Genomic DNA, 22,093 nt, shown 5'->3' with positions numbered 1-22,093 from the left:
CTTTGGCTGTTGACGTTGATTTTGACGTTGCCCGCCGCAGGCGGACCACCGCGCGTCAGCGCGGCGCCTCCACATCCAATCCGATCGGGCAGCTCACCCCGGTGCCGCCGATGCCGCAGTAACCGTTCGGGTTCTTCGCCAGGTACTGCTGGTGATAGTCCTCGGCGTAGTAGTACGCCGGTGCCGGGTACACGATCTCGGTGGTGATCGGCCCGTAGCCGGCTGCGGCCAGCTGCGCCTGGTAGGCCTCGCGGCTGGCCAGCGCGGCGGCGTACTGCGCCTCGTCGGTGGCGTGGATCGCCGAACGGTACTGGGTGCCGGTGTCGTTGCCCTGGCGCATGCCCTGGGTCGGGTCGTGGCTTTCCCAGAACAGCTGCAGCAGCCGCTCCAGGCTCACCACCGCCGGGTCGAACACCACCTGCACCACTTCGGTGTGGCCGGTCAGGCCCGAGCACACCTCTTCATAGGTCGGGTTCGGGGTGATGCCGCCGGCGTAGCCCACCGAGGTGCTGTACACGCCCGGTTCGGTCCAGAACTTGCGCTCGGCGCCCCAGAAGCAGCCCAGCGCGAAGCGGATCTGCTGCAGGCCGGCGAAACGGTCCTTCAGCGGATGGCTGTTCACGAAGTGCTGGTTGCTGTGCAGCGGCAGCGGTTGGTCACGCCCCGGCAGTGCTTCTTCCGGGCGCGGCAGGCGCTGCTTGAAGGCGCCGATGCCGAGGATGCCCTGGCCAATTCCCAACATGATGCGCTCCTACGCCGGAAGGCCGGCTATGTCGTCTGCATCGGAAATGGGGGCGTCCGGCGCGTGGCCCAAGTCCAGCGCCGCCACGATGTCCTCGGCCTGCGGCCGTGCCGCACCAGGGATGCCCACCCGCAGCACGCCGAACAGTGGCAGCTCGCCCATGCCGCCCAGCAACGACTCGCCGAACACGAAGGCCGGGATGCCGGCATCCTCCAGCGCGTGCTTGACCAGGTGGGCGTCGAACAGGTTGTCGGCCTTGTACACGATGTGCATGCGGCAGCTCCGTGGGACAGGGTTCCAGCATACGCCCGGGGGCTGAATGGTGGTGGTGACGGCGCATGACCGTTCTGCCGGCCAGCGGCCGGCACTACCCATCCACTTTCCGGTAGCGCCGGCAGCGGGCCGGCGGAATGTGGATCGCCGTGCAGTTGGGTAGTGCCGGCCGCTGGCCGGCATCCCCACACCCTACCGGGCAGCCCTGCCCCGTACGCGTTAGACTGGCGATCTTTCTGCCTTTCTTTTCGCCGACTCATGTCCGAGCACACCCCCGCCAGCCCCGAGACCCCCGCCGACAGCCACGAAAAGCGCGATTTCATCCGCCAGATCGTGCGCGAGGACCTGGCCAGCGGAAAGCACCAGGCGATCAAGACCCGTTTCCCGCCGGAACCGAACGGCTACCTGCACATCGGCCATGCCAAGTCGATCTGCCTGAACTTCGGCATCGCCGGCGAGTTCAGCGGCGTGTGCAACCTGCGCTTCGATGACACCAACCCGGCCAAGGAAGACCCGGAATACGTGGCCGCGATCCAGGACGACGTGCGCTGGCTGGGCTTCAGCTGGAACGAACTGCGCCATGCTTCTGACTACTTCCAGACCTATTACCTGGCCGCCGAAAAGCTGATCGAACAGGGCAAGGCCTATGTCTGCGACCTGTCGGCCGAGGAAGTGCGCGCCTACCGCGGCACCCTGACCGAGCCGGGCCGCCCGTCGCCGTGGCGCGACCGCAGCGTCGAGGAAAACCTCGACCTGTTCCGCCGCATGCGCGCCGGTGAATTCCCGGATGGCGCGCGCACCCTGCGCGCCAAGATCGACATGGCCAGCGGCAACATCAACCTGCGCGATCCGGCGCTGTACCGCATCAAGCACGTCGAGCACCAGAACACCGGCAACGCGTGGCCGATCTACCCGATGTACGACTTCGCGCACGCGCTGGGCGACTCGATCGAGGGCATCACCCACTCGCTGTGCACGCTGGAATTCGAAGACCACCGCCCGCTGTACGACTGGTGCGTGGACAACGTCGATTTCGCCCATGACGACACGCTGACCCAGCCGCTGGTCGACGCCGGCCTGCCGCGCGAAGCCGCCAAGCCGCGCCAGATCGAGTTCTCGCGCCTGAACATCAATTACACGGTGATGAGCAAGCGCAAGCTGATGGCGCTGGTTACCGAGCAGCTGGTGGACGGCTGGGAAGACCCGCGCATGCCGACCCTGCAGGGCCTGCGTCGCCGTGGCTACACCCCGGCCGCGATGCGCCTGTTCGCCGAGCGCGTGGGCATCAGCAAGCAGAATTCGCTGATCGACTTCAGCGTGCTGGAAGGCGCGCTGCGCGAAGACCTGGACAGCGCCGCGCCGCGCCGCATGGCGGTGGTCGACCCGGTCAAGCTGGTGCTGACCAACCTGCCGGAAGGCCACGTAGAGCAGCTCACCTTCAGCAACCACCCGAAGGACGAGAGCTTCGGCAGCCGCGAAGTGCCGTTCGCACGCGAAGTGTGGATCGACCGCGAGGACTTCGCCGAAGTGCCGCCGAAGGGCTGGAAGCGCTTGGTCCCGGGTGGCGAAGTGCGCCTGCGCGGTGCCGGCATCATCCGCTGCGATGAAGTGATCAAGGATGCCGACGGCACCATCACCGAGCTGCGTGGCTGGCTGGATCCGGAATCGCGTCCGGGCATGGAAGGCGCCAACCGCAAGGTCAAGGGCACCATCCACTGGGTCAGCGCCGTACATGGCGTGCCGGCCGAGATCCGCCTGTACGACCGCCTGTTCTCGGTGCCGAACCCCGACGACGAATCGGAAGGCAAGACCTATCGTGATTACCTCAATCCGGAATCGCGCCGCACCGTCACCGGCTATGTCGAGCCGGCCGCGGCCAGCGCTGCCCCGGAGCAGTCGTTCCAGTTCGAACGCACCGGCTACTTCGTGGCCGACCGCCGCGACCACACCGAAGCCAAGCCGGTGTTCAACCGCAGCGTGACCCTGCGCGACACCTGGTCGGCCTGAGGACCTGCGCGGGCGCCAGCACGGCGCCCGCATGACTCCGACGATGATCACCGCCCTTTCCGTCCTGTTCTGGTTCATCTCGCAGCATCCGCTGCTGACGTTCTTTTCGGCGATGGTGCTGGCCGGGCTGGTCTCGTGGTGGCGGCGTTTTCCGGGCTACGCCATCGTGGTGTTCCCGCTGGCGATGCTCAACATCTTCCTCGGCCACTTCCTCAACGCCGCCTTCCTCAACGTGGTGGGCGAGCGTGGTGAAGCGGTGATCGTGAAGTCCGAGCGCACCAGTTCGACGATGAACGAGCAGTACATCTGGCGCTACGAAGGGGTGCTGCGCACCGCCGAGGGCCGCGACGTGGAGGTGGTGTTCCACACCAACACCGCCTCGCTGTGGCCGCTGGAGAACGCGATCCGCATCCCGGCGCCCGACCAGCCGTTCGTGGTCAAGTACACGCCGGGTTTCCCGCGCAACTTCGTCATCCTCACCAACGAATCCCCGCACGGCATCGCCCAGGCCCGTGCCAGCGCGCGCGAGCGGGTGGAAGTGGCGGCACGCAAGCTGCATTTCAGCCCCGGCAACGCCGATTTCCGCGCGGACTATCGCCGCGAGTTGGAAACCTGGCTGCGCGACCACGGCAACGATCCGCAGCAGCAGTCCGACGCGCAGCGATATCGCGCCGAACTTGACGCGCTCGACCGCTAGATCCCCAGGCCTTGCCTGGATGTTCCACCCCATCCACAGGCCTGACATGACCACGACCTCCACCGCCCTCCTCCCGCTGCTGCAGCAGGTCCTGCAGGAGGCCGGCATCGCCAGCCACGTCGACGGCGACGCGCTGCTGCTGGACAGCGGCCTGCACCTGACCCCGCATGCGATGGCCGCGCACGCGCGCGACAACGGCGGCTGGCAGACCTCCACCGTCATCGAGAGCCAGCATCCGGTGCTGTTCGCCGATGGCCTGTTCGAGTACCAGCACGCCAACGGTGCCGATGAGCAGGCATCGCTGCTGTCCGGCTTCCAGGCCTGGGTGCGGGTGGACCTGGCCACGCTGCAGACCGCGATCGGCGCCGAAGACGCGCAGGGCCTGCCGATGATGGGCCTGACCTATCCGGCCGGCGATGACGGCGAGGAACACCAGCGCACCGTAGTGCTGGGGCCGCTGGCGCACTACCGCGCACAGGAGGTGGATGCCTCCACCTGCAGCGAGGACGACCACGGTTCCTGCCCCTGCTGCCTGTTCACCCGCAGCATGGAGGCCTTCGATGAGCTGCTGAAAGCCCGCCAGTTCCTCGCCATCCGCCTGTTCGCCTCGCGCGATGCCGACGGCCTGTGCGAAGCCGACTGCCGGGTCAACGGCCACGACTTCGCCGCCGCCCTGCCCCTGCTGCGCGCCTACGCGGCCAGCTGGCCGCAGGCCGGGCTGGAGTTCCGCAAGCAGTACGTAGTGATCCGCACCGGCTCGCCGGGCTGACCCACCGCCACACCCGATACAGGCCGGTGCGGCTACACTGCGCGCCGGTTTCCCAAGCAACCGCACCTTCTTCCATCCCATTACGAGGCACCCCCGCGATGCTGTACGCGCAAGTCCACCTGACCCTTCCCGCCTGGATCCACGACCAGATCGACCTGGATCGTCGATATCCGGGCGATGAGGCCAAGGTCGCGCTGGCGATCGAGCTGTCGCGGCTGAACGTCGAGCACGCCAGTGGCGGCCCGTTCGGTGCAGTGGTGTTCGGCCCGGATGACAAGGTCATCGCCGCCGGCGTGAACCGGGTGATGCCGCACGCGACCTCGCTGGCGCACGCCGAGAACATGGCCTACATGCTGGCCCAGCAGCGCCTGCAGACCCCGCGCCTGAACGCAGTGCTGTCGCCGGTCACCCTGGCCACCAGTTCGCAGCCGTGCTGCCAGTGCTACGGCGCCACCGTGTGGGCCGGCATCGACCGCCTGCTGATCGGTGCCAACTCGGCCGACGTCGAAGAGCTGACCCCGTTCGATGAAGGCCCGCTGCCGGCCGACTGGGTGGGTGAACTCAACAAGCGCGGCATCGAAGTGGTGCAGGGCCTGAACCGCGACGCCGCGCGCAGCGTGCTGCGTGCCTATGGGGAAAGCGATGGCGCCCGTTACTGAGGCCGGCATCGGCCTGCTGTGCCTGTGCCGGCAGGGCTTCGAGCCCGAGCTGGCCGGCGAACTGCAGTTCCGCGCCGGTGAAGCCGGTTTCGCCGGTTATGCGCGCACCCAGCGCAATGATGGCTACGTGCTGTTCATGTGCGACGAAGCCGCCGCCCTGGCACCGCGCCTGCGCTGGCGCGAGCTGATCTTCGCGCGGCAGAAGCTGGTGGTGCTGGCCGAGCTGCCGCAGCTGGACCCAGCCGACCGCATCACCCCGATGCTGGAGGTGCTGGCCGATGCGCCGCGCTTCGGCGACCTGTGGGTGGAACATCCCGATTCGGACGCCGGCAAGCCGCTGTCCGGGCTGGCCCGTGCCTTCGGCAATGCGCTGCGCCCGGCGCTGCGCAAGGCCGGCAAGCTCACCGACAAGCCGAACGACCGTCTGCCGCGCCTGCACGTGGTGTTCGTCGACGGCACCCACGCCTTCGTCTGCGTAGCCGACCCGGCCGACAGCGCACCGTGGGCACTGGGCATTCCGCGCCTGAAGCTGCTGCCCGAAGCGCCGTCGCGTTCGGCACTGAAGCTGGACGAAGCCCTGCTGACCCTGCTGGCGCCGGAAGAACGCGAAGCGCTGGCCAGGCCCGGCATGCGCGCGGCTGACCTGGGTGCCGCACCCGGCGGCTGGACCTGGGTGCTGACCCGCCAGCACATGCACGTGCTGAGCATCGACAACGGCCCACTGCGCCAGCACGTGCTGGACACCGGCCTGGTCGAGCACCTGCGTGCCGATGGCTTCCACTGGCTCCCGGAACAGCCGCTGGACTGGATGGTCTGCGACATGGTCGAGCAGCCGCGGCGCGTGGCCGAACGCATGGCCACCTGGTTCCGCGAAGGCTGGTGCAGGCACGCGATCTTCAACCTGAAACTGCCGATGAAGAAGCGCTGGGACGAAACCCGCTTGTGCCTGGACCTGTTCCAGGAGCAGGCCTGCAAGCCGCTGGTGGTCCGCGCCAAGCAGCTCTATCACGATCGTGAAGAGATCACCGTGCTGGCGTCGCCGCTGCGCTGAGGCCGTCGTGCCCGCCGGGCGTGGCCCGGCGCTACCGAGGAATGGGACCATGCGATACCGCTCGATTCCGATACTGATCGCCCTGCTGGCAACTGCAACGGCCCTTGCACAGCAGCTGCCGTCCATGCCGGCGCAGGTCCAGCCGCTGGGCCCGACCGGCGGCGCCATCCGCCAGCAGCCACTGGGCGCCGGCCAGGTCACCGGCAGCGTCGAGATTGCACGGCCGGCCGGCGAGGCACAGGTGACCGTGCGTTCGCTGGAACCGAGCAGCGTGGTCGGCCAGTACCGCATCCACTTCGCCGCGCTGGATGTGAACGGTGATGGCTTCATCAGCCGCGAGGAAGCGCAGGCCAATCCGGCGCTGGCCGATGAGTTCAATGCGTTGGACGTGAAGCGTCGCGGCAAGCTGGATCGTGCCGACCTGGCTGGTTGGCTGGTTGATTGATCCACCGGCGCGATCTTCATCCACGCATGGCGTGGATCTACTGGATCAACGGCGGTAGCGGAGCCCGCTTCTGGTAGGTGCCAACCTTGGTTGGCACATCCATCAGGCATCCTGGGCCCAGATGAGGCGAGGGTATTTCCAGCCTTGTGCCAACCAAGGTTGGCACCTACCAGAGCGGCGTTGGCACCTGCCAGAGCGACCTGTATTCCGGTCAGACCCCGGCGGCGCGCTTCCAGAACGCCTGCACCAGCGGCGGCCATTTGCCGACGCAGCCCAGCGCGCGTCCACGGGCCAGGGTCAGGTGCATTTCGTCGTTGGAGAACAGGCGGTTGATCGCATCGAAACTGTAGGCGGCGATGTGGTTGTCGCTGCGCCGTTCGCGTGCCCAGCGCTGCAGGCGCTGCGGCGACAGCCGCGGCTGGCCGCGGCGTTCGGCCGACGGCGCCAGCCACTGCTGCAGGGCGGCGACATCGCGCAGGCCCAGGTTCACGCCCTGCCCGGCCAGCGGATGCACCACATGCGCAGCATCACCCAGCGCCAGCACGCGGCCAGCCACGTAGTGACGGGCCAGCTGGCGACGCAGCGGGAAGGCCGCACGCGGTGACGCCAATCGCAGTTCGCCCAGGCGCGCAGCGAAGGCACGGGTCAGTTCGCGGTTGAAGGCGTCCTCGTCCAGGGCCAGCACGCGAGCCGCTTCATCCTCGGGCAGGGTCCAGACGATCGAACTGCGACGCTCGGCCACCGGCAGCAGCGCCAGCGGCCCGGTCGGCAGGAAGCGCTGCCAGGCCGTGGCCTGGTTGGGAAGATCGCTGTCCACATAGGCCACCACGCCACGCTGGTGGTAGTCATGCTTTTCAACCTCGATCCCGGCCAGCTGGCGCAGGGTTGACTCGGCACCGTCGGCGGCCACCGCCAGTGCCGCTTCCAGGCGGCGCCCGTCATCCAGCCGCAGGCGCACGCCGTCTTCATCCTGTTCCAGCGCTTCCACCCGTGCTGGGCAGTGCAGCTGCACGCCCGCCGCCGGCAGCGCCGCCCACAGACGATCCTGCAGCAGGCCGTTCTCGACGATGTAGCCCAGCTCACGACGGCCGAAGCGATCGGCGTCGAACAGCAGATCCTCGCCACCGGCCGCATCCCACACCTGCATGCGCCGGTAAGGCCAGGCGCGGGCCTGCGCGATCGCCGGCCACACACCCAGGCGGTTCAACAGCTGCACGTTGTCAGCGGCGAAGGCGAACACGCGCAGGTCCGGCTGTGCGGCCTGCCACGGTGCCGGTTCGCGGCCTTCCACCAGCGCAACCGACAGGCCGGCATCGGCCAGCGCCAGCGCACACGCGGCACCGACCACGCCACCACCAACGATGGCCACATCAAGACGCGTGCGCCGGCTCATGCGGCTTCTCCGCGGCACAGGCGCGGCACGTCACCACGGAAGCCCATCGCACCACCGACCAGCATCGACTGCACCGACTCGCGCTGTGCGGCCACCAGGCCGAGGCTGCGCAGCGGCCGCATCAGCGGTGCCGGGTTGCTGGTCAATCGTGCCAGCCCACCGGAGAACGCCACCGTCTGCCGGCGATCTTCCTCGCGCCGCGCGACGTAGGCCTTCAGCAGCGCATCGCTGCCGGCATCCTCATGCGCATCCTCCAGCAGTTCGGCCAGGGTCAGCGCATCGCGAAGGCCCAGGTTGAAGCCCTGTGCGCCCAGCGGATGGATGGTCTGCGCGGCATTGCCGAGCAGCACCGTGCGCTCACCGGCCAGCGCGCGCGCCAGCACCTGGATGAGCGGGTAGGCGCTGCGCGGGCCGGACTCGAGCAGGCGGCCGGCACGCCAGCCGATCGCGCTCTGCAGGCGTTGCAGCCAGGCCGCATCGTCCAACGCCATCACCGCATCGGCCTGGTCGCGCGCTACCCCGTGCACGGTGCCGAAGTGACGATCGCCACGCGGCAGCAGGGCGGTTGGGCCGGTATCGGTGAAGCGTTCCCAGGCGGTGCCATCCGGCGCGCGCTGGCTGCGCACGCGGGCCACGAACAGGGTCTGCTGGAAATCATGGCGGTCGACTTCGATGCCCAGCGCGCCACGCACGCCGCTGGTGGTGCCATCGGCCCCCACCACCAACCGTGCCAGCAGCACGCGTTCGCCAGCCTCGTCAGCCACCCGTACCTGGCGGTAACCATCGACCACCTCACCCAGCCCCAGGAACCGCATCGGCCGGTAACGGCGCAGGCGCGGCAGTTCCTGCAGGCGCGCTTCCAGCGCCTGGCCGAAATCGCGCGCGACCACCACCTGGCCGAACCACGGCCGGTCGTAATCGGCCGCTTCGAGCTGCACACGGCCGAAATCGCCGGCACGACTGACATGGATGCGCCGGATCGGGCCCGGTGCCATCGCCAGCTTCTGCATCACCCCCAGCGCGGTCAGCGCATTGACGGTGGCAGCGGCGAAACTGAGATTGCGCTGGTCGAACACCGCAGGCAGCTCGCCGGCCGGGCTGGCCTCAAGCAGGCCCACGTCGCGGCCCAGCCGGTCCAGGGCGATGGCCAGGCTGGCACCGACCAGGCCACCACCGACAATCAGCACGTCATGTCGTTCACTCATGTGTTCATGATACGCGCTCGCCCCGACTGTACGCCGAACGGGCGGCACCTGCGCCAACCTGCGCGGCGGGCTAGAATGAAACCTGAATCCGCTCCGGGCCCCACCATGTCCGATACCGCCAACCGCGCCTTCGTCCTGTCCGTACTCGTACTGCTGCTGGCGGCGACCCGGGTCAATCACTTCGCGGCCATTCCGGATGCCTCCTGGGCCGTGTTCTTCATCGGTGGCTTCTACCTGGCGCGCTGGACGCGCTGGGCGTTCCCGCTGCTGATGGTGTTCGCGGTGCTGGTGGACTGGATCGTGATCCGCAGCAGCGGTCTGGATTTCTGGCAGCACTACTGCGTGTCGCCGGGCTACTGGCTGCTGCTGCCGGCCTACTTCTCTTTGTGGGCCGGCGGCATGCTGCTGGGCCGCAACTACCAGAGCGCGCGCTGGCCGGTACTGGCCAAGGGCGCACTGCTGCTGGTCGCTTCGGTGGCGGTCTGCCACCTGCTGGCACAGGGCGGTTTCTACTGGAGCAGCCGCAACGTGGCCGAGCCGACCCTGGCCGGCTGGGCACAGAACTACGCGCAGTGGTTCGGGCCCTACCTTCGCACCACGGCGATCTATGTGGCGCTGGCCGCCGCCCTGCAGCTGGCCGTGGAGCAGGTGCTGAAGCTCCAGCAGGCCCGCCGCGACATCCGCCACTGAGCCGCGCCATGGGTCATCGCCTCTCGCGCATCTACACCCGCACCGGCGACGACGGCAGTACCGGCCTTGGCGACGGCCAGCGCGTAGCCAAGGATGACGCCCGCGTGGCGTCCTACGGCACCGTCGACGAGGCCAATGCCGCGCTCGGCCTGCTGTTGGCCGCGCCCCTGCCCGAGGATGTGCGCGCGCTGGTGGTGCATCTGCAGCACCAGTTGTTCGACCTGGGCGCCGAGCTGTGCATTCCCGGCCATGCCGCGATCCACGCCGCCGACGTCTCGGCCCTGGAACAGCAGCTGGACCATTACAACGCCGACCTGCCGATGCTGAAGGAATTCATCCTGCCGGCCGGCGGCGAAGCCGCCGCGCGCTGCCATCTGGCCCGCACCATTGTCCGCCGCGCCGAGCGCGAAACGGTCACCCTGGCCCGCCACGAGGCTGTGCGCAGCGAGGCGCTGCAGTACCTCAACCGGCTGTCGGACCTGCTGTTCGTGCTGGCCCGGGTGCTGGCCCGAGCCGATGGCCACGGCGAAGCGCTGTGGCAGCCACAGCAGCGCCAGCGCTGAGTCGGCACGATGCTGGTCTATACCCACCCGTCCTGCCTGCTGCATGACCCCGGCCCCGGCCATCCGGAGTGCCCGCAGCGCCTGCAGTACGTACTCGACGCACTGCACGCCGCCTTCCCTGATCAGCTGGACTGGCGCGAGGCGCCGCCGGCCAAGTTCGGCGAACTGACCCGGGTCCACGACAGCGCCCTGCTCGACTTCGTGCTGCAGCCGCAGACCGCGCCGCTGCGCCAGCTGGACATGGACACCTGGACCTCGCCAGGTTCGGCCAGCGCCGCCGTGCACGCCGCCGGTGCCGGTGTGGCCGCGGTCGATGCGGTAATGCTGGGCGAGGACCCGCTGGCCTTCTGCGCGGTACGCCCGCCGGGCCACCACGCCACCAGCAGCACGGCGATGGGCTTCTGCCTGCTGAACAACATCGCCATCGCTGCCGCCTATGCCCGTGACCGCCATGGCCTGGAGCGGATCGCGGTGGTCGATTTCGACGTCCACCACGGCAATGGCACCCAGGACATCTTCCAGCACGATGCCCGGGTCTCCTACTACAGCACCCACCAGGCCGGGCTGTTCCCCAATTCCGGCCTGCGCCGCGACCGCGGTGCCGGCAACCTGATGAACATCCTGTTGCCACCGGGCAGCGGCGGCTTCCGCTTCCGCAACGTCTGGGCCGACGAGATGCTGCCAGCCATCGACGACTTCCGTCCGCAGCTGCTGCTGATCTCCGCCGGCTTCGACGCCCACCTGCGCGACCCGCAGGCCGATCTGATGCTGGAGACCGACGATTTCGCCTGGATCACCCGTGAACTGCATGCGCTGGCACGCCGTCACGCCGCCGGCCGGGTGGTCTCGATGCTGGAGGGCGGCTACGACCTGCAGGCCCTGGCCGAGTGCAGCATGGCCCATGTCCAGGCCCTGATCACCCCCTCTGCGGGTGCCTCCGCCGGATGAACCCGAACCGGCAGGCTCCGGCGCCCTTCATTGCCCCTATGCAAGGGATGGGGCAAGCTACCGTCCGTTTTCGCCCGAATCCGAACCGCGTGCGCCGAGCCCTCCGCCTGCTTCCCCTGCCTCTGAGCATCGCCATCAGCCTGCCGGCGATGGCCGATGATAAGCCGCTCAACTGGGGCCTGTGCCCGGCCACCGACGTCATTCCCGCGTTCACCGACGCCCCCACCCCGGTCCCGGCCCAGGACAAGGCTGCTGCCGCAGCCGCCCGCGAGAACCAGCCGACCGACATCGAAGGCGACCAGCTGCTGGGCACCACCACGGTGCCGCAGTACGAGGGCAACGTGGCGCTGCGCCGGGGTGACCAGTTCGTCGGTACCGACAAGCTCAGCTTCGACACCGAGACCGGCAACTACATCGCCGACGGCAATGTCCGCTACCAGGACGGGTCGATCCGGATGGTCGCCAAGCGCGCCGAAGGCAACCAGGAAAGCGACACCCACAAGATCTCCGACATCAAGTACCAGCTGGTATCGCGCCGGGGCAACGGTGATGCCGAGTCGGTCGACCTGCAGGGCGCGGTCGGCCAGATGCACCGCTCCACCTACACCACCTGCGACCCGTCGCAGCCGGTGTGGAAGCTGTCGGCGCCGCAGATCGAAGTGGACAACGACGAAGGCTTCGGCACGGCCCGCAACGCCGTGCTGCGGATCGGCAAGGTGCCGGTGCTGTGGGCGCCCTACTTCAAGTTCCCGATCGATGACCGCCGCAAGACCGGCCTGCTGTTCCCGCAGCTGGGCATGTCCGGGCGCAATGGCTTCGATTATGCGCAGCCGATCTATTTCAACCTGGCGCCGAACTACGACGATACCCTGACCCCGCGCTACATGAGCCGGCGCGGCCTGCTGCTCGACAACGAGTTCCGCTACCTCTACAACGGCGGCCGTGGCGAGGTGCTGACCAGCTACATGCCCAACGACAAGCTGCGCGACCGCGACCGCGGCCGGGTGATGTTCGACGGCTACCACAACGTGAACAGCCACTGGCAGGCCCGCGCCAACCTGGCCTGGGTGAGCGACGAACGCTATGTCGAGGACTTCGCCAACCGCCTGGTGGGGGTGACCGCCTCCAACCTGCAGAGCACCATCGGCCTGTACGGCACCGGCCAGAACTGGACGGCCGGCATCATGGCCGACCGCTGGCAGCTGACCGACTACACCCTCGACGAGCGCGCCCTGCCCTACAACCGCGAGCCACGCCTGTTCTTCAACTGGAACAAGCCGGTGCTGCCGTGGCTGGAAACCGGCATCTACACCGAAGCGGTGCGCTTCACGCATGACGACATCAACTTCAAGAATGCCGTCGGCGCCGGCGAGGATCTGCAGTACACCCGTAATGGAGTGCAGTGGACCGACGGCGTCGGTGTCAGCGGCGGTTCGCGACTGGACGTGAAGCCGTATGTGTCGTTCCCGATCAGTGGCGCAGCTTGGTATGTGACCCCTACCCTGGCCTACCGCTACACCGCCTATCAACTGGACCGTGGTCTAGTGGATGGGGTAAGGGGCATCCAGGCCCAGATCCTGCGCTCGCAGGGCATCGACCCGGCCACGGCCACTCCGGAACAGCTGCGCGGCAATACCTCGCCCAGCCGCAGCCTGCCGATCGGCAGCCTTGATGCCGGCCTGTTCTTCGATCGCGAGACGTCGATCGGAGGCAAGTCATTCCTGCAGACCCTGGAGCCGCGCCTGTTCTACCTGCGCACCCCCTACCGCAACCAGGACGAGCTGCCGATCTTCGACACCCGTGACTTCACCTTCAGCTGGGGCCAGCTGTTCCGCGACTCGCGCTATACCGGCGCCGACCGCCAGAACGATGCCAACCAGCTGACCCTGGCACTGGGCACCCGCTTCATCGACCAGACCACCGGCAAGGAACGCTTCTCGGCCGCGATCGGCCAGATCCAGTACTTCGACGAATCGCGGGTGAGCACCACGCCGGGCGGCGCGCCGGTGGAGAAGGGCAAGTCGGCGTGGATCGCCGACGGCAACTACATGATCAACGACCGCTGGACCCTGGGCGCCACCTACCAGTGGGACCCGAAGTACAAGCGCGAGGATCTGGCCAGCGTCCGCGCCCGTTATCTGATGCCCAACGATGGCGTGATCAACCTCAGCTACCGCTACCGCATCAATGCCGGCGCCCCGGCAACCGCCAACAAGCATGACCGGACCCTGCTGGAGCAGGCCGACCTGTCGTTCCTGTACCCGCTGAATGCGCGCTGGAGCCTGGTGGGCCGGTATTACTACTCGCTGCAGGACAAGGAACCGCTGGAGATCATCGCCGGCGTGCAGTGGGACAGCTGCTGCCTGGCCGTGCGTGCAGTGGCCCGCCGCTACGTGCGCAACCGCGAAGGCGACATGAACAATTCCATCCAGCTGGAGTTCGTCCTCAAGGGCCTCAGCTCCATCGGCCAGGACACGGACCGTACGCTGCGCCGTGCTATCCTCGGCTACAACCGCGACGACCTCTATCTCGTGCCGCCCAGCAACACCGGGGCGACCCGGGATGACTACGATCCGAATCAGATCCCATGACCAAGCGCTTCCCCGTTCTTCTCGCCTCCCTGCTGGCGGTGTCCAGCGTGTCCGCCCCCCTGCAGGTGCTCGCGCAGGAGGCGCAGCCGTTGGACCGCATCGCCGCCGTCGTCGACGAGGACGTGATCCTGCAGAGCGAGCTCCAGCGTGCGATCGCCAACATCAAGGCGCAGTACGCCGGCCGTGAAAACCAGCTGCCGCCGGAAGACGTACTCAGCCGCCAGGTGCTCGAGCGCCTGGTGCTGGTCAAGCTGCAGGTGGCCCGCGCACAGGGCAGCGGCATCCGCGTCAGCGACCAGGAGCTGAACCAGGCGATGAATGCCATCGCTCAGCAGAACGGCTCGAACCTGGATGCACTGCGCCAGCGCCTGGCCCACGACGGCATCGACTTCAACGATTTCCGCGCTTCAGTGCGCGATGAAATCACCGTGCAGCGCCTGCGCCAGAGCTTCGCGCAGAGCCGCATCAGCGTCAGCGAGGGCGAAGTCGACGCCGCCCTGAAGCAGCAGGCCACGGTTGGCAACCAGTACCACCTGGCGCACATCCTGATCGCCCTGCCCGACGGCTCCAACGCCGACCAGATCGCCACCGGCCAGAAGAAGGCCGAAGGCGTGAAGGCCCTGCTGGACAAGGGTGAGCTGGACTTCAACGCCGCCGCCGTGCGTTATTCGGACAGCCCCAACGCGCTGGAAGGCGGCGACCTGGGCTGGCGCAGCCTGGACGAAATCCCGCAGGCCTTCGCGCAGATGATGGAAAAGATGAAGCCCGGCGAAGTGGTCGGCCCGATCCGCGGCCCCAGCGGCTTCCAGCTGCTGAAGCTGGTGGAAGTGCGTGATGCCAGCGCCGCCAGCGGTGGCGAGCACACGGTCACCGAGTACCACGGCCGCCACATCCTGGTGCGCGTGGACGATCACCAGACCGACGCTGCCGCCAAGGCCAAGATCGATACCCTGCGTGCCCGCATCGCCGGTGGCGCGGACTTCGAGACCGTGGCCAAGGAGTCCTCCGAGGACAACAACAGCAAGGGCCAGGGCGGCGATCTGGGCTGGTTCCCGGCCGACGCGTTCGGTCCGGCGTTCGGCCAGCAGGTGTCCGGCATCCAGGACGGTGGCGTCAGCCAGCCGTTCCGCACCGATGCCGGCTGGCACATCGTGCAGCGCGTGGGCACCCGCCAGACCGACGTGACCACTGACAACCAGCGTGCCCAGGTCCGCGAGACCATCGGCCGCCGCAAGCTGGAAGACGAGTACAACCGCTTCCTGCAGGAACTGCGTGGCGAAGCCTACGTCAGCTTCCGCAGCGGCGACCGCGCGGAAAACACCGCCACGCCGCCGCAGTCCTGACCGATGCGCCCCGAGCTCGCTCTGGTACCGGGCGAGCCCGCCGGGATCGGCCCGGAGCTGTGTGTCCGCCTCGTCCAGCAGCCGCGTGAAGATTGCCGGCTGCTGGCCTTCGCCGACCCGGATACCCTGCGCGCGGCCGCGGCCGCGCTGAACCTGCCCCTGCAGCTGTTGCCCGAGGACGCCGAAGCACGCGTCCCCGGCGATCTGCGTGTGCGCGTGGTAGCCAATACCGTGCCCAGCCACTTCGGCCAGGCCAATCCGGCCAACGCCGGCGCCGTCATCGGCGCCCTGCTCGGTGCCGGCCAGGCGTGCCTGTCCGGCGAACTGCACGGCGTAGTCACCGGCCCGGTGCACAAGGCGGTCATCAACGAAGGCGGCATCGCCTACAGCGGCACCACCGAACTGCTGGCCGACCAGGCCGGGGTGAAGGTGGTGATGATGCTGGCCAACCACATCGTGCGCGTGGCCCTGGCCACCACCCACCTGCCACTGCGCGAGGTGGCCGACGCGATCACCGCGCCCGGCCTGGAACACACCCTGCGCACCGTGCACGCTGCGCTGCGCCGCGAATTCGGCCTGCCCGCGCCACGCATCGCCGTGCTCGGCCTGAACCCGCATGCCGGTGAAGACGGTCATCTGGGCCGCGAGGAACTGGACCTGGTCATCCCGCTGCTGCAGCGCCTGCGCGCGGAGGGCATGGACCTGATCGGGCCGCTGCCGGCCGATACCGCCTTCCTGCCGGCCAAGCTGGCAGGCTTCGACAGCGTGCTGGCGATGTACCACGACCAGGGCCTGCCGGTGCTGAAGTATTCGGGCTTCGAGCAGGCGGTGAACCTGACCCTGGGCCTGCCCTACCCGCGCGTGGCGGTGGACCATGGCACCGCGCTGGACCTTGCCGGCCTCGGCATTGCCGATCCTTCCAGCCTGCAGGCGGCAACGACGTTGTGTGCGCAGCTTGCGCGGCAACGTACACTGAGCGCATGAATTCCCCGCATTCCCCCTCCGGCCCGGTGTTCACCGCCCCGGCCAAGAAGCAGCTTGGCCAGCATTTCCTGGCCGACCGCCACTACATCGACAAGATCGTGATGGCGGTCAACCCGAAAGACGGTGACCGCCTGGTCGAGATCGGCCCGGGCCAGGGCGCGATCACCCTGCCGCTGCTGCGCGTGCATCCGAAACTGACGGTGATCGAGTTCGACCGCGACCTGATCGCGCCACTGACCGCCGCCGCCGAGCCGCTGGGCGAGCTGACCATCGTCCACCGCGACGTGCTGCGCGTGGACTTCACCGAGCTGGCTGCCGGCCAGTCGATCCGCCTGGTCGGCAACCTGCCCTACAACATCTCCTCGCCGATCCTGTTCCATGCACTGGAACATGCGGCGGTGATCCGCGACATGCACTTCATGCTGCAGAAGGAAGTGGTCGACCGCATGGCCGCCGGCCCCGGCAGCAAGGTGTACGGCCGGCTCAGCGTGATGCTGCAGGCCTACTGCCAGGTGACCTCGCTGTTCGTGGTGCCGCCGGGCGCGTTCCGGCCGCCGCCGAAGGTCGATTCGGCCGTGGTGCGGCTGGTGCCGCGTGACCCGGCCACGATCAACATCCACGACCACAAGCGTTTCGCCGAGGTGGTCAAGGCCGCCTTCGGGCAGCGCCGCAAGACCCTGCGCAACGCCCTGAACAACGTGGTGTCCGCCGAACAGTTCGTTGCCGCCGGCGTGCGTCCCGATGCCCGCGCCGAACAGCTGGACGTGGCCGAATTCATCGCTTTGGCCAATGCCTCCTGATTACACTGCCGGTATGGAAGACGCTGACGTTTATGCCATCTCCGTCGAAGTCGCACCGCGCTTCCTCGACGATCAATCCGCGCCGGAAGACGGGCGCTATGCGTTCGCCTACACGATCCGCATCCACAACCAGGGGCGTGTTGCCGCGCGCCTGGTCGCACGCCACTGGCGCATCACCGATGCCAACGGCCGCGTCGAGCACGTCGATGGTGACGGGGTGATCGGCGAGCAGCCGCGCCTGCGTCCCGGTGAAGACTTCCATTACACGTCCGGTGTCATGCTGGGGACCGATCACGGGACCATGCAGGGCCACTACGACATGGTCGCCGACGACGGCACCGAATTTGCCGCGCCGGTCGCACCTTTCGTGCTGGCCATCCCGCGTACCCTGCACTGACACGGAGGCCGAACGATGAGTGTGTGGGCGATCGGCGACCTGCAGGGCTGCTATGACGTCACCCAGCGACTGCTGGAGAAGATCCGTTTCGACCCGGCGCAGGACACCCTGTGGTTCTGCGGCGACCTGGTCAACCGCGGTGGCCAGTCACTGGAAACGCTGCGGCTGGTGCATTCGCTGCGCGAGCACAGCGTGGTGGTGCTGGGCAACCATGACCTTTCGCTGCTGGCCGTCGGTGCGCGCACCGAAGAGGAACAGCGCAAGGTCAACCCGGACCTGCTGCGCATCGTGCAGGCCGAGGACCGCGACGAACTGCTGGACTGGCTGCGCCTGCAGAAGCTGGTGCACGTGGACCGCGAGCTGGGCTGGATGATGGTGCACGCCGGCCTGGCGCCGAAGTGGACCACGCAGATGGCCGAGAAGCATGCGGCCGAAGTCGAGGTGCAGCTGCACGGCGCCGGCTACCGCAAGCTGTTCCGCAACATGTACGGCGACAAGCCGAGCTGGGCACCGAACCTGTCCGGCTACGACCGCTCGCGCGCGATCATCAACGTGCTCACCCGCATGCGCTACTGCACCCCGCGCGGGCGCATCGGCATCGAGGACAAGGGCACGCCGGGCACCCAGGAACAGGGGCTGTATCCCTGGTTCGAAGTGCCGGGCCGGGTCGAGCGTGACCTCAAGGTGGTCTGCGGCCACTGGTCGGCGCTGGGCCTGACCATCACCCAGGGCGTGCACGCCATCGACACCGGCGCGGTCTGGGGCGGCAAGCTGACCGCGATCCAGCTCGATACCGATGAACTGCGCGTGGTGCAGGTGCCAGGCCGCGATGTACCGGCACCCGTGCCCAACGCCCGCCCGCCAGCGCGCCCGGCGCGCGAGCGCCCGGCTGCACCGGCGCAGGGCAAGGAACAGGGCGGCGGCAATGCTCCGGCCGCCAACCCGGGCAACCGCGGCCCGCGCCGTCGTCGTCGCCGTGGTGGTGGTGGTGGCTCCGGCGGTCCCAACAACAACAGCACCCCGCCGCAGGCATGACGCGGCACGGCTGGGCACCATGGACGGTGCTGCTGCTGACGCTGGCCCTGGCCAGCGGCTGCCAGCCCGGCTCGCCGACTGCTCCCACGGCTGCGGACAGCGCTGAACGCACACCGACGCCACCACAGGCGCCTTCGCCGCCACTGGTGGCTGCGGCGCGCGCGCAGATCGGCGTCACCACCCGCTACGACCCTGCCTATCAAGTGCTGGCCTATCCCGGCGGCGACGTGCCACTGGATCGCGGCGTGTGCACCGATGTGGTGGTGCGCGCCCTGCGCAGCCAGGGCCTGGACCTGCAGGCACGCGTGCATGAAGACATGCGCGGCAACTTCAGTGCCTATCCGGCGATCTGGGGCCTGTCACGGCCGGACCGCAACATCGATCATCGTCGTGTACCGAACCTGATGCGCTGGTTCGAACGGCAGGGCTGGCAGCAACCGATCACCGCCCTCGCCACCGACTATGCGGCCGGTGACATCGTTGCCTGGAAGCTCAACGGCAACGGCCTGCTGCACGTGGGCATCGTCTCCGACCGGCAGCTGGCCGATGGCACGCCGCTGGTGCTGCACAACATCGCGCGCGGCACCCGCGAAGAGAACCTGCTGTTCCGGCACGCCATCATCGGGCATTACCGGATGCCGTAGGCAATCCTGTAGAGCCGAGCCATGCTCGGCTACGGGATGTGTCCGGCAACAGCAGCCGAGCATGGCTCGGCTCTACAGATGGGCGGCGGTCAACGGCGCACGTAGTGCACGAAGCGGAACGCGTACGCGTGACGTTCGTCGGCCGGATGCGGCTCGCTGCTCACTTCCCGCCAGTCCTGCACGTCCACTTCGGGGAAATGGGTATCGGCGGGGACTTCGGCATCCACCCAGGTCAGGTACAGGTCACTGACCTGGTCCAGCAGCTGGTGGAAGATCTCGCCGCCGCCGATGATGCATAGCTCGCTGGCGCCCTCGCCTTCGGCAATCGCCTTCGCCTCGTCCAGCGACGCCACCGCGCGCATGCCCTCGAACGGCACCTGGCCGCTGCGGGTCAGCACTAGGTTGGTCCGCCCCGGCAGCACGCGGCCGATCGACTCGGCCGTCTTGCGCCCCATCAGGATCGGCTTGCCCAGGGTGAGCGCCTTGAAGTGCTTGAAATCATCCGGCAGGTGCCAGGGCATGGCATTGCCCTGGCCGATGCCACGGTTGCGGTCCAGTGCCACAATCATCGAGAGCTTCATTGCTGCCACCTCCTCAGCTGGCGTCGATCTGCAGGCGTTCGCAGGCAGCGTTCGCGGCACTGGCAGCCTGCAACGCCGCAGCCAGCGCAGGGTTGGACGTGGACCGCTCATCCAGGCCACCGAGGATCTTCTGCTTCTGCGCCTTTTCGATATCCTTCAGGCCCGGTCCTGACAGGATGTCTGCCGACAGCGCAGCGGTGTCGGTGCTGGCACGACGTGCCAGAAATGCCTTCAACTGGTCGCTGGAATAGACGTTGGCCAGCTGCTGCTCGAGCGTGCGCTGATAGACCGGATCCTCGATACCGGCCTTCAGATGCTCGGTCATCGCCGTGTACATCCCGGTTACCGCCTCATGCATCTGCGCCCGGCACCCTTCCGGAACATCCTGGGGCATCATCGTGCTGCCGTTGAATGCCCCGGCGAACGCCTGCACTTCCTCGCGCATGTGCTTGTGCACGATCTGCTCGTTGACCTGCCTGGCCAACGACAGCGCATCGGCCGGTCCGGCCTGCACCATGGCCAGCGGCAGCATGCCGCACAGCGCCAGCAGGCCGCTGGAAATCAGGCGGGTACTCATACCGCCACCGGCGCCTTGATGACCGGGTGCGGATCGTAGCCGTCGATGCGGATGTCGTCGAACTGGAAGCCGAACAGGTCGGTCACCTCCGGGTTCAACCACAGCGTCGGCAGCGCGCGCGGTTCACGCGACAGCTGCTCGCGCGCCTGCTCGAAGTGGTTCGAATACAGGTGCGCATCGCCCAACGTGTGCACGAAGTCACCCACGCCCAGGCCGGTGGCCTGCGCCACCATGTGGGTCAGCAACGCGTAGCTGGCAATGTTGAACGGCACGCCGAGGAAGATGTCGCCGCTGCGCTGGTACAGCTGGCAGCTGAGCTTGCCGTCCACCACGTAGAACTGGAACAGGTTGTGGCACGGCATCAGCGCCATCTGCGAGAGCTCGCCCACGTTCCAGGCGCTGACCACCAGCCGGCGCGAGTCGGGGTTGCGCTTGATCTCGTCCACCAGCCATTGCATCTGGTCGATCTCACCGCCATCGGCGGTAGCCCAGCTACGCCACTGCTTGCCGTAGACCGGGCCGAGGTCGCCGTTCTCGTCGGCCCACTCGTCCCAGATCCGCACCTGGTTGTCCTTCAGGTAGCCGATGTTGGTGTCGCCCTTCAGGAACCACAGCAGCTCGTGGATGATCGAGCGCAGGTGCAGTTTCTTGGTGGTGACCAGCGGGAAGCCTTCGTTGAGGTCGAAGCGCATCTGCCAGCCGAACACGCTGCGGGTGCCGGTGCCGGTGCGATCGCTCTTCTCGGCGCCGTGTTCGAGCACGTGCGAGAGCAGGTCCAGGTAAGCCTTCATGCCTTGCCCTCGGCAGCTACCAGCGGCTGCGGCTGCAGTACCGGCGCGCGGCGCGACATCACCAGCAGCACCAGGCCGAAGGCGATCAGCGGCAGGCTGAGGATCTGGCCACGGGTCAGCCAGTCGAAGGCCACGTAGACGCCGTTGTCGGGCATGCGCACAAACTCCACCGCGAAGCGGAACAGGCCGTACATCAGCGCGAACAGGCCACCGACCAGGTAGCGATGACGCGGCTTGGCCGACACCGTCCACAGCACCACGAACATCACCAGCCCTTCCAGCAACGCTTCATATAGCTGGGAGGGATGGCGTGCGAACTGATTCAGCGCGCCGGTGGCGAACTGCGCCTGCAGCGTCGCATGGTCCAGCTGGTTCAGCGGGGCCGGCAAGCCGGACGGGAACACCACGCCCCAGCTACCGTCGGTGTACTTGCCCCACAGCTCGGCACCGATGAAATTGCCGATACGGCCGAAGCCCAGGCCCAGCGGCACCAGCGGCGCCATGAAGTCCATGGTGTCGAAGAAGTGCAGCTTGTGCTTGCGCGACCACCACCAGCAGGCGGCAATCACGCCCAGCAGGCCGCCGTGGAAACTCATGCCGCCATCCCACACCTTGAACAGCAGCAGCGGGTTGTGCAGGAAATCGCCCAGCGCGTAGAACAGCATGTAGCCGATGCGCCCGCCCAGCACCACGCCGAGCATGGCGTAGAACAGCAGGTCGGAGAAGCCGTTGGCATCGACACCCGGCAGGCGCCCGTCAGCGATGCGCTTGCGGCCCAGCAGCCAGGCCGCAGTGAAGCCGAGCAGGTACATGATGCCGTACCAGTGCACCTTGATCGGCCCCAGCGAGAGGGCGATGGGGTCGATGTCGTGGAAATAGATCATGGAAGGTGCCTTGCGGTTGAACGC

General features: G+C 67.8%; 24 protein-coding genes. 16 read left to right on the top strand and 8 right to left on the bottom strand.

Features of this window, described 5'->3' with window-relative positions; all coding sequences use genetic code 11:
- Positions 1-55: 55 nt before the first annotated feature.
- Together msrA and ACSYS9_RS03630 are read right to left on the bottom strand one after the other, a co-directional pair.
- Positions 56-721 carry a peptide-methionine (S)-S-oxide reductase MsrA gene (gene msrA, locus ACSYS9_RS03635; RefSeq protein WP_049460935.1) on the bottom strand — a complete coding sequence of 222 codons (666 nt, stop codon included), beginning with the start codon at positions 719-721 and terminating at the stop codon, positions 56-58.
- 30 nt (positions 722-751) lie between these two features.
- A complete protein-coding gene (locus ACSYS9_RS03630) occupies positions 752-1,015 on the bottom strand; it encodes a putative signal transducing protein (RefSeq protein ID WP_049460931.1) in 264 nt (87 codons plus the stop codon).
- Positions 1,016-1,273: 258 nt separating this feature from the next.
- Here ACSYS9_RS03630 and ACSYS9_RS03625 point away from each other — a divergent pair, with 258 nt between their 5' ends.
- The 6 genes from ACSYS9_RS03625 to ACSYS9_RS03600 all read left to right on the top strand — a co-directional run bounded on the left by ACSYS9_RS03625 (position 1,274) and on the right by ACSYS9_RS03600 (position 6,643).
- Complete coding sequence (locus tag ACSYS9_RS03625; RefSeq protein WP_049460929.1) at positions 1,274-3,022, top strand: glutamine--tRNA ligase/YqeY domain fusion protein; 1,749 nt, start codon at positions 1,274-1,276, stop codon at positions 3,020-3,022.
- Between the two features lie 43 nt (positions 3,023-3,065).
- On the top strand, positions 3,066-3,719 hold the full coding sequence (locus ACSYS9_RS03620; RefSeq protein WP_049460927.1) for a membrane protein: 654 nt from the start codon (positions 3,066-3,068) through the stop codon (positions 3,717-3,719).
- A 46-nt stretch (positions 3,720-3,765) separates the two neighbouring features.
- Positions 3,766-4,488, top strand: coding sequence for a DUF6348 family protein (locus tag ACSYS9_RS03615; RefSeq protein ID WP_049460925.1), 723 nt, complete (start codon positions 3,766-3,768; stop codon positions 4,486-4,488).
- A gap of 98 nt (positions 4,489-4,586) precedes the next feature.
- Positions 4,587-5,147, top strand: a complete 561-nt coding sequence (locus ACSYS9_RS03610) for a nucleoside deaminase (protein ID WP_004154307.1) — start codon at positions 4,587-4,589, stop codon at positions 5,145-5,147.
- Positions 5,131-6,198 (top strand): 23S rRNA (cytidine(2498)-2'-O)-methyltransferase RlmM, encoded by a 1,068-nt coding sequence (rlmM, locus tag ACSYS9_RS03605; RefSeq protein ID WP_049460923.1) that lies wholly within the window; start codon positions 5,131-5,133, stop codon positions 6,196-6,198. Before ACSYS9_RS03610 ends, rlmM begins: the two co-directional genes overlap by 17 nt.
- A gap of 49 nt (positions 6,199-6,247) precedes the next feature.
- Complete coding sequence (locus tag ACSYS9_RS03600; RefSeq protein ID WP_049460920.1) at positions 6,248-6,643, top strand: hypothetical protein; 396 nt, start codon at positions 6,248-6,250, stop codon at positions 6,641-6,643.
- Positions 6,644-6,854: 211 nt separating this feature from the next.
- Here the strand turns inward: ACSYS9_RS03600 and ACSYS9_RS03595 are convergent, their stop codons facing one another.
- Together ACSYS9_RS03595 and ubiH are read right to left on the bottom strand one after the other, a co-directional pair.
- A complete protein-coding gene (locus tag ACSYS9_RS03595; protein WP_049398145.1) occupies positions 6,855-8,036 on the bottom strand; it encodes a UbiH/UbiF family hydroxylase in 1,182 nt (393 codons plus the stop codon).
- Positions 8,033-9,241 (bottom strand): 2-octaprenyl-6-methoxyphenyl hydroxylase, encoded by a 1,209-nt coding sequence (gene ubiH / locus ACSYS9_RS03590; protein ID WP_049460918.1) that lies wholly within the window; start codon positions 9,239-9,241, stop codon positions 8,033-8,035. Before ubiH ends, ACSYS9_RS03595 begins: the two co-directional genes overlap by 4 nt.
- 105 nt (positions 9,242-9,346) lie before the next feature.
- On the opposite strand from ubiH, the gene ACSYS9_RS03585 reads away from it, so the two are divergent.
- The 10 genes from ACSYS9_RS03585 to ACSYS9_RS03540 all read left to right on the top strand — a co-directional run bounded on the left by ACSYS9_RS03585 (position 9,347) and on the right by ACSYS9_RS03540 (position 19,236).
- Positions 9,347-9,931, top strand: coding sequence for a hypothetical protein (locus tag ACSYS9_RS03585; protein ID WP_019338105.1), 585 nt, complete (start codon positions 9,347-9,349; stop codon positions 9,929-9,931).
- Between the two features lie 8 nt (positions 9,932-9,939).
- Positions 9,940-10,494 carry a cob(I)yrinic acid a,c-diamide adenosyltransferase gene (locus tag ACSYS9_RS03580; protein ID WP_049460916.1) on the top strand — a complete coding sequence of 185 codons (555 nt, stop codon included), beginning with the start codon at positions 9,940-9,942 and terminating at the stop codon, positions 10,492-10,494.
- 9 nt (positions 10,495-10,503) lie between these two features.
- Positions 10,504-11,442 (top strand): histone deacetylase family protein, encoded by a 939-nt coding sequence (locus ACSYS9_RS03575; protein WP_049460914.1) that lies wholly within the window; start codon positions 10,504-10,506, stop codon positions 11,440-11,442.
- Positions 11,443-11,531: 89 nt separating this feature from the next.
- The gene (lptD, locus tag ACSYS9_RS03570; RefSeq protein ID WP_080291831.1) at positions 11,532-14,033 is read left to right on the top strand and encodes an LPS-assembly protein LptD; all 2,502 of its coding nucleotides are present in this window, start codon (positions 11,532-11,534) and stop codon (positions 14,031-14,033) included.
- The gene (locus ACSYS9_RS03565; RefSeq protein WP_032129906.1) at positions 14,030-15,376 is read left to right on the top strand and encodes a peptidylprolyl isomerase; all 1,347 of its coding nucleotides are present in this window, start codon (positions 14,030-14,032) and stop codon (positions 15,374-15,376) included. Before lptD ends, ACSYS9_RS03565 begins: the two co-directional genes overlap by 4 nt.
- 3 nt (positions 15,377-15,379) lie before the next feature.
- Positions 15,380-16,360: a 4-hydroxythreonine-4-phosphate dehydrogenase PdxA gene (pdxA, locus tag ACSYS9_RS03560; RefSeq protein ID WP_049460912.1), complete on the top strand. Its 981-nt coding sequence runs from the start codon at positions 15,380-15,382 to the stop codon at positions 16,358-16,360.
- Positions 16,357-17,160, top strand: coding sequence for a 16S rRNA (adenine(1518)-N(6)/adenine(1519)-N(6))-dimethyltransferase RsmA (gene rsmA / locus ACSYS9_RS03555; RefSeq protein ID WP_049460910.1), 804 nt, complete (start codon positions 16,357-16,359; stop codon positions 17,158-17,160). The genes pdxA and rsmA overlap by 4 nt, the downstream gene beginning before the upstream one ends.
- A 13-nt stretch (positions 17,161-17,173) precedes the next feature.
- Positions 17,174-17,557, top strand: a complete 384-nt coding sequence (gene apaG / locus ACSYS9_RS03550; RefSeq protein WP_005412297.1) for a Co2+/Mg2+ efflux protein ApaG — start codon at positions 17,174-17,176, stop codon at positions 17,555-17,557.
- Between the two features lie 15 nt (positions 17,558-17,572).
- The gene (locus ACSYS9_RS03545; protein ID WP_049460908.1) at positions 17,573-18,592 is read left to right on the top strand and encodes a symmetrical bis(5'-nucleosyl)-tetraphosphatase; all 1,020 of its coding nucleotides are present in this window, start codon (positions 17,573-17,575) and stop codon (positions 18,590-18,592) included.
- Complete coding sequence (locus ACSYS9_RS03540; RefSeq protein WP_032129902.1) at positions 18,589-19,236, top strand: DUF1287 domain-containing protein; 648 nt, start codon at positions 18,589-18,591, stop codon at positions 19,234-19,236. Before ACSYS9_RS03545 ends, ACSYS9_RS03540 begins: the two co-directional genes overlap by 4 nt.
- Before the next feature lie 89 nt (positions 19,237-19,325).
- Here ACSYS9_RS03540 and ACSYS9_RS03535 read toward each other — a convergent pair whose 3' ends face one another.
- Genes ACSYS9_RS03535 through lgt form a run of 4 tightly spaced genes read right to left on the bottom strand, consistent with a single transcriptional unit; the run spans position 19,326 to position 22,069 of the window.
- Positions 19,326-19,817, bottom strand: a complete 492-nt coding sequence (locus tag ACSYS9_RS03535) for a dihydrofolate reductase (RefSeq protein ID WP_049460906.1) — start codon at positions 19,815-19,817, stop codon at positions 19,326-19,328.
- A gap of 13 nt (positions 19,818-19,830) precedes the next feature.
- Complete coding sequence (locus ACSYS9_RS03530; RefSeq protein WP_223224670.1) at positions 19,831-20,394, bottom strand: hypothetical protein; 564 nt, start codon at positions 20,392-20,394, stop codon at positions 19,831-19,833.
- Positions 20,391-21,185, bottom strand: a complete 795-nt coding sequence (locus tag ACSYS9_RS03525; RefSeq protein ID WP_049460905.1) for a thymidylate synthase — start codon at positions 21,183-21,185, stop codon at positions 20,391-20,393. The genes ACSYS9_RS03530 and ACSYS9_RS03525 overlap by 4 nt, the downstream gene beginning before the upstream one ends.
- Positions 21,182-22,069 (bottom strand): prolipoprotein diacylglyceryl transferase, encoded by an 888-nt coding sequence (lgt, locus tag ACSYS9_RS03520; protein WP_049422854.1) that lies wholly within the window; start codon positions 22,067-22,069, stop codon positions 21,182-21,184. The genes ACSYS9_RS03525 and lgt overlap by 4 nt, the downstream gene beginning before the upstream one ends.
- Between the last annotated feature and the right edge of the window lie 24 nt (positions 22,070-22,093).

It is taken from the genome of Stenotrophomonas sp. STK17_22 (assembly GCF_051983905.1).
In the GTDB taxonomy this organism is placed as follows: Bacteria; Pseudomonadota; Gammaproteobacteria; order Xanthomonadales; family Xanthomonadaceae; genus Stenotrophomonas; species Stenotrophomonas maltophilia_A.
Note: the sequence above shows the minus strand (reverse complement) of the source record. Positions and strands in the feature narration are given on the sequence as shown.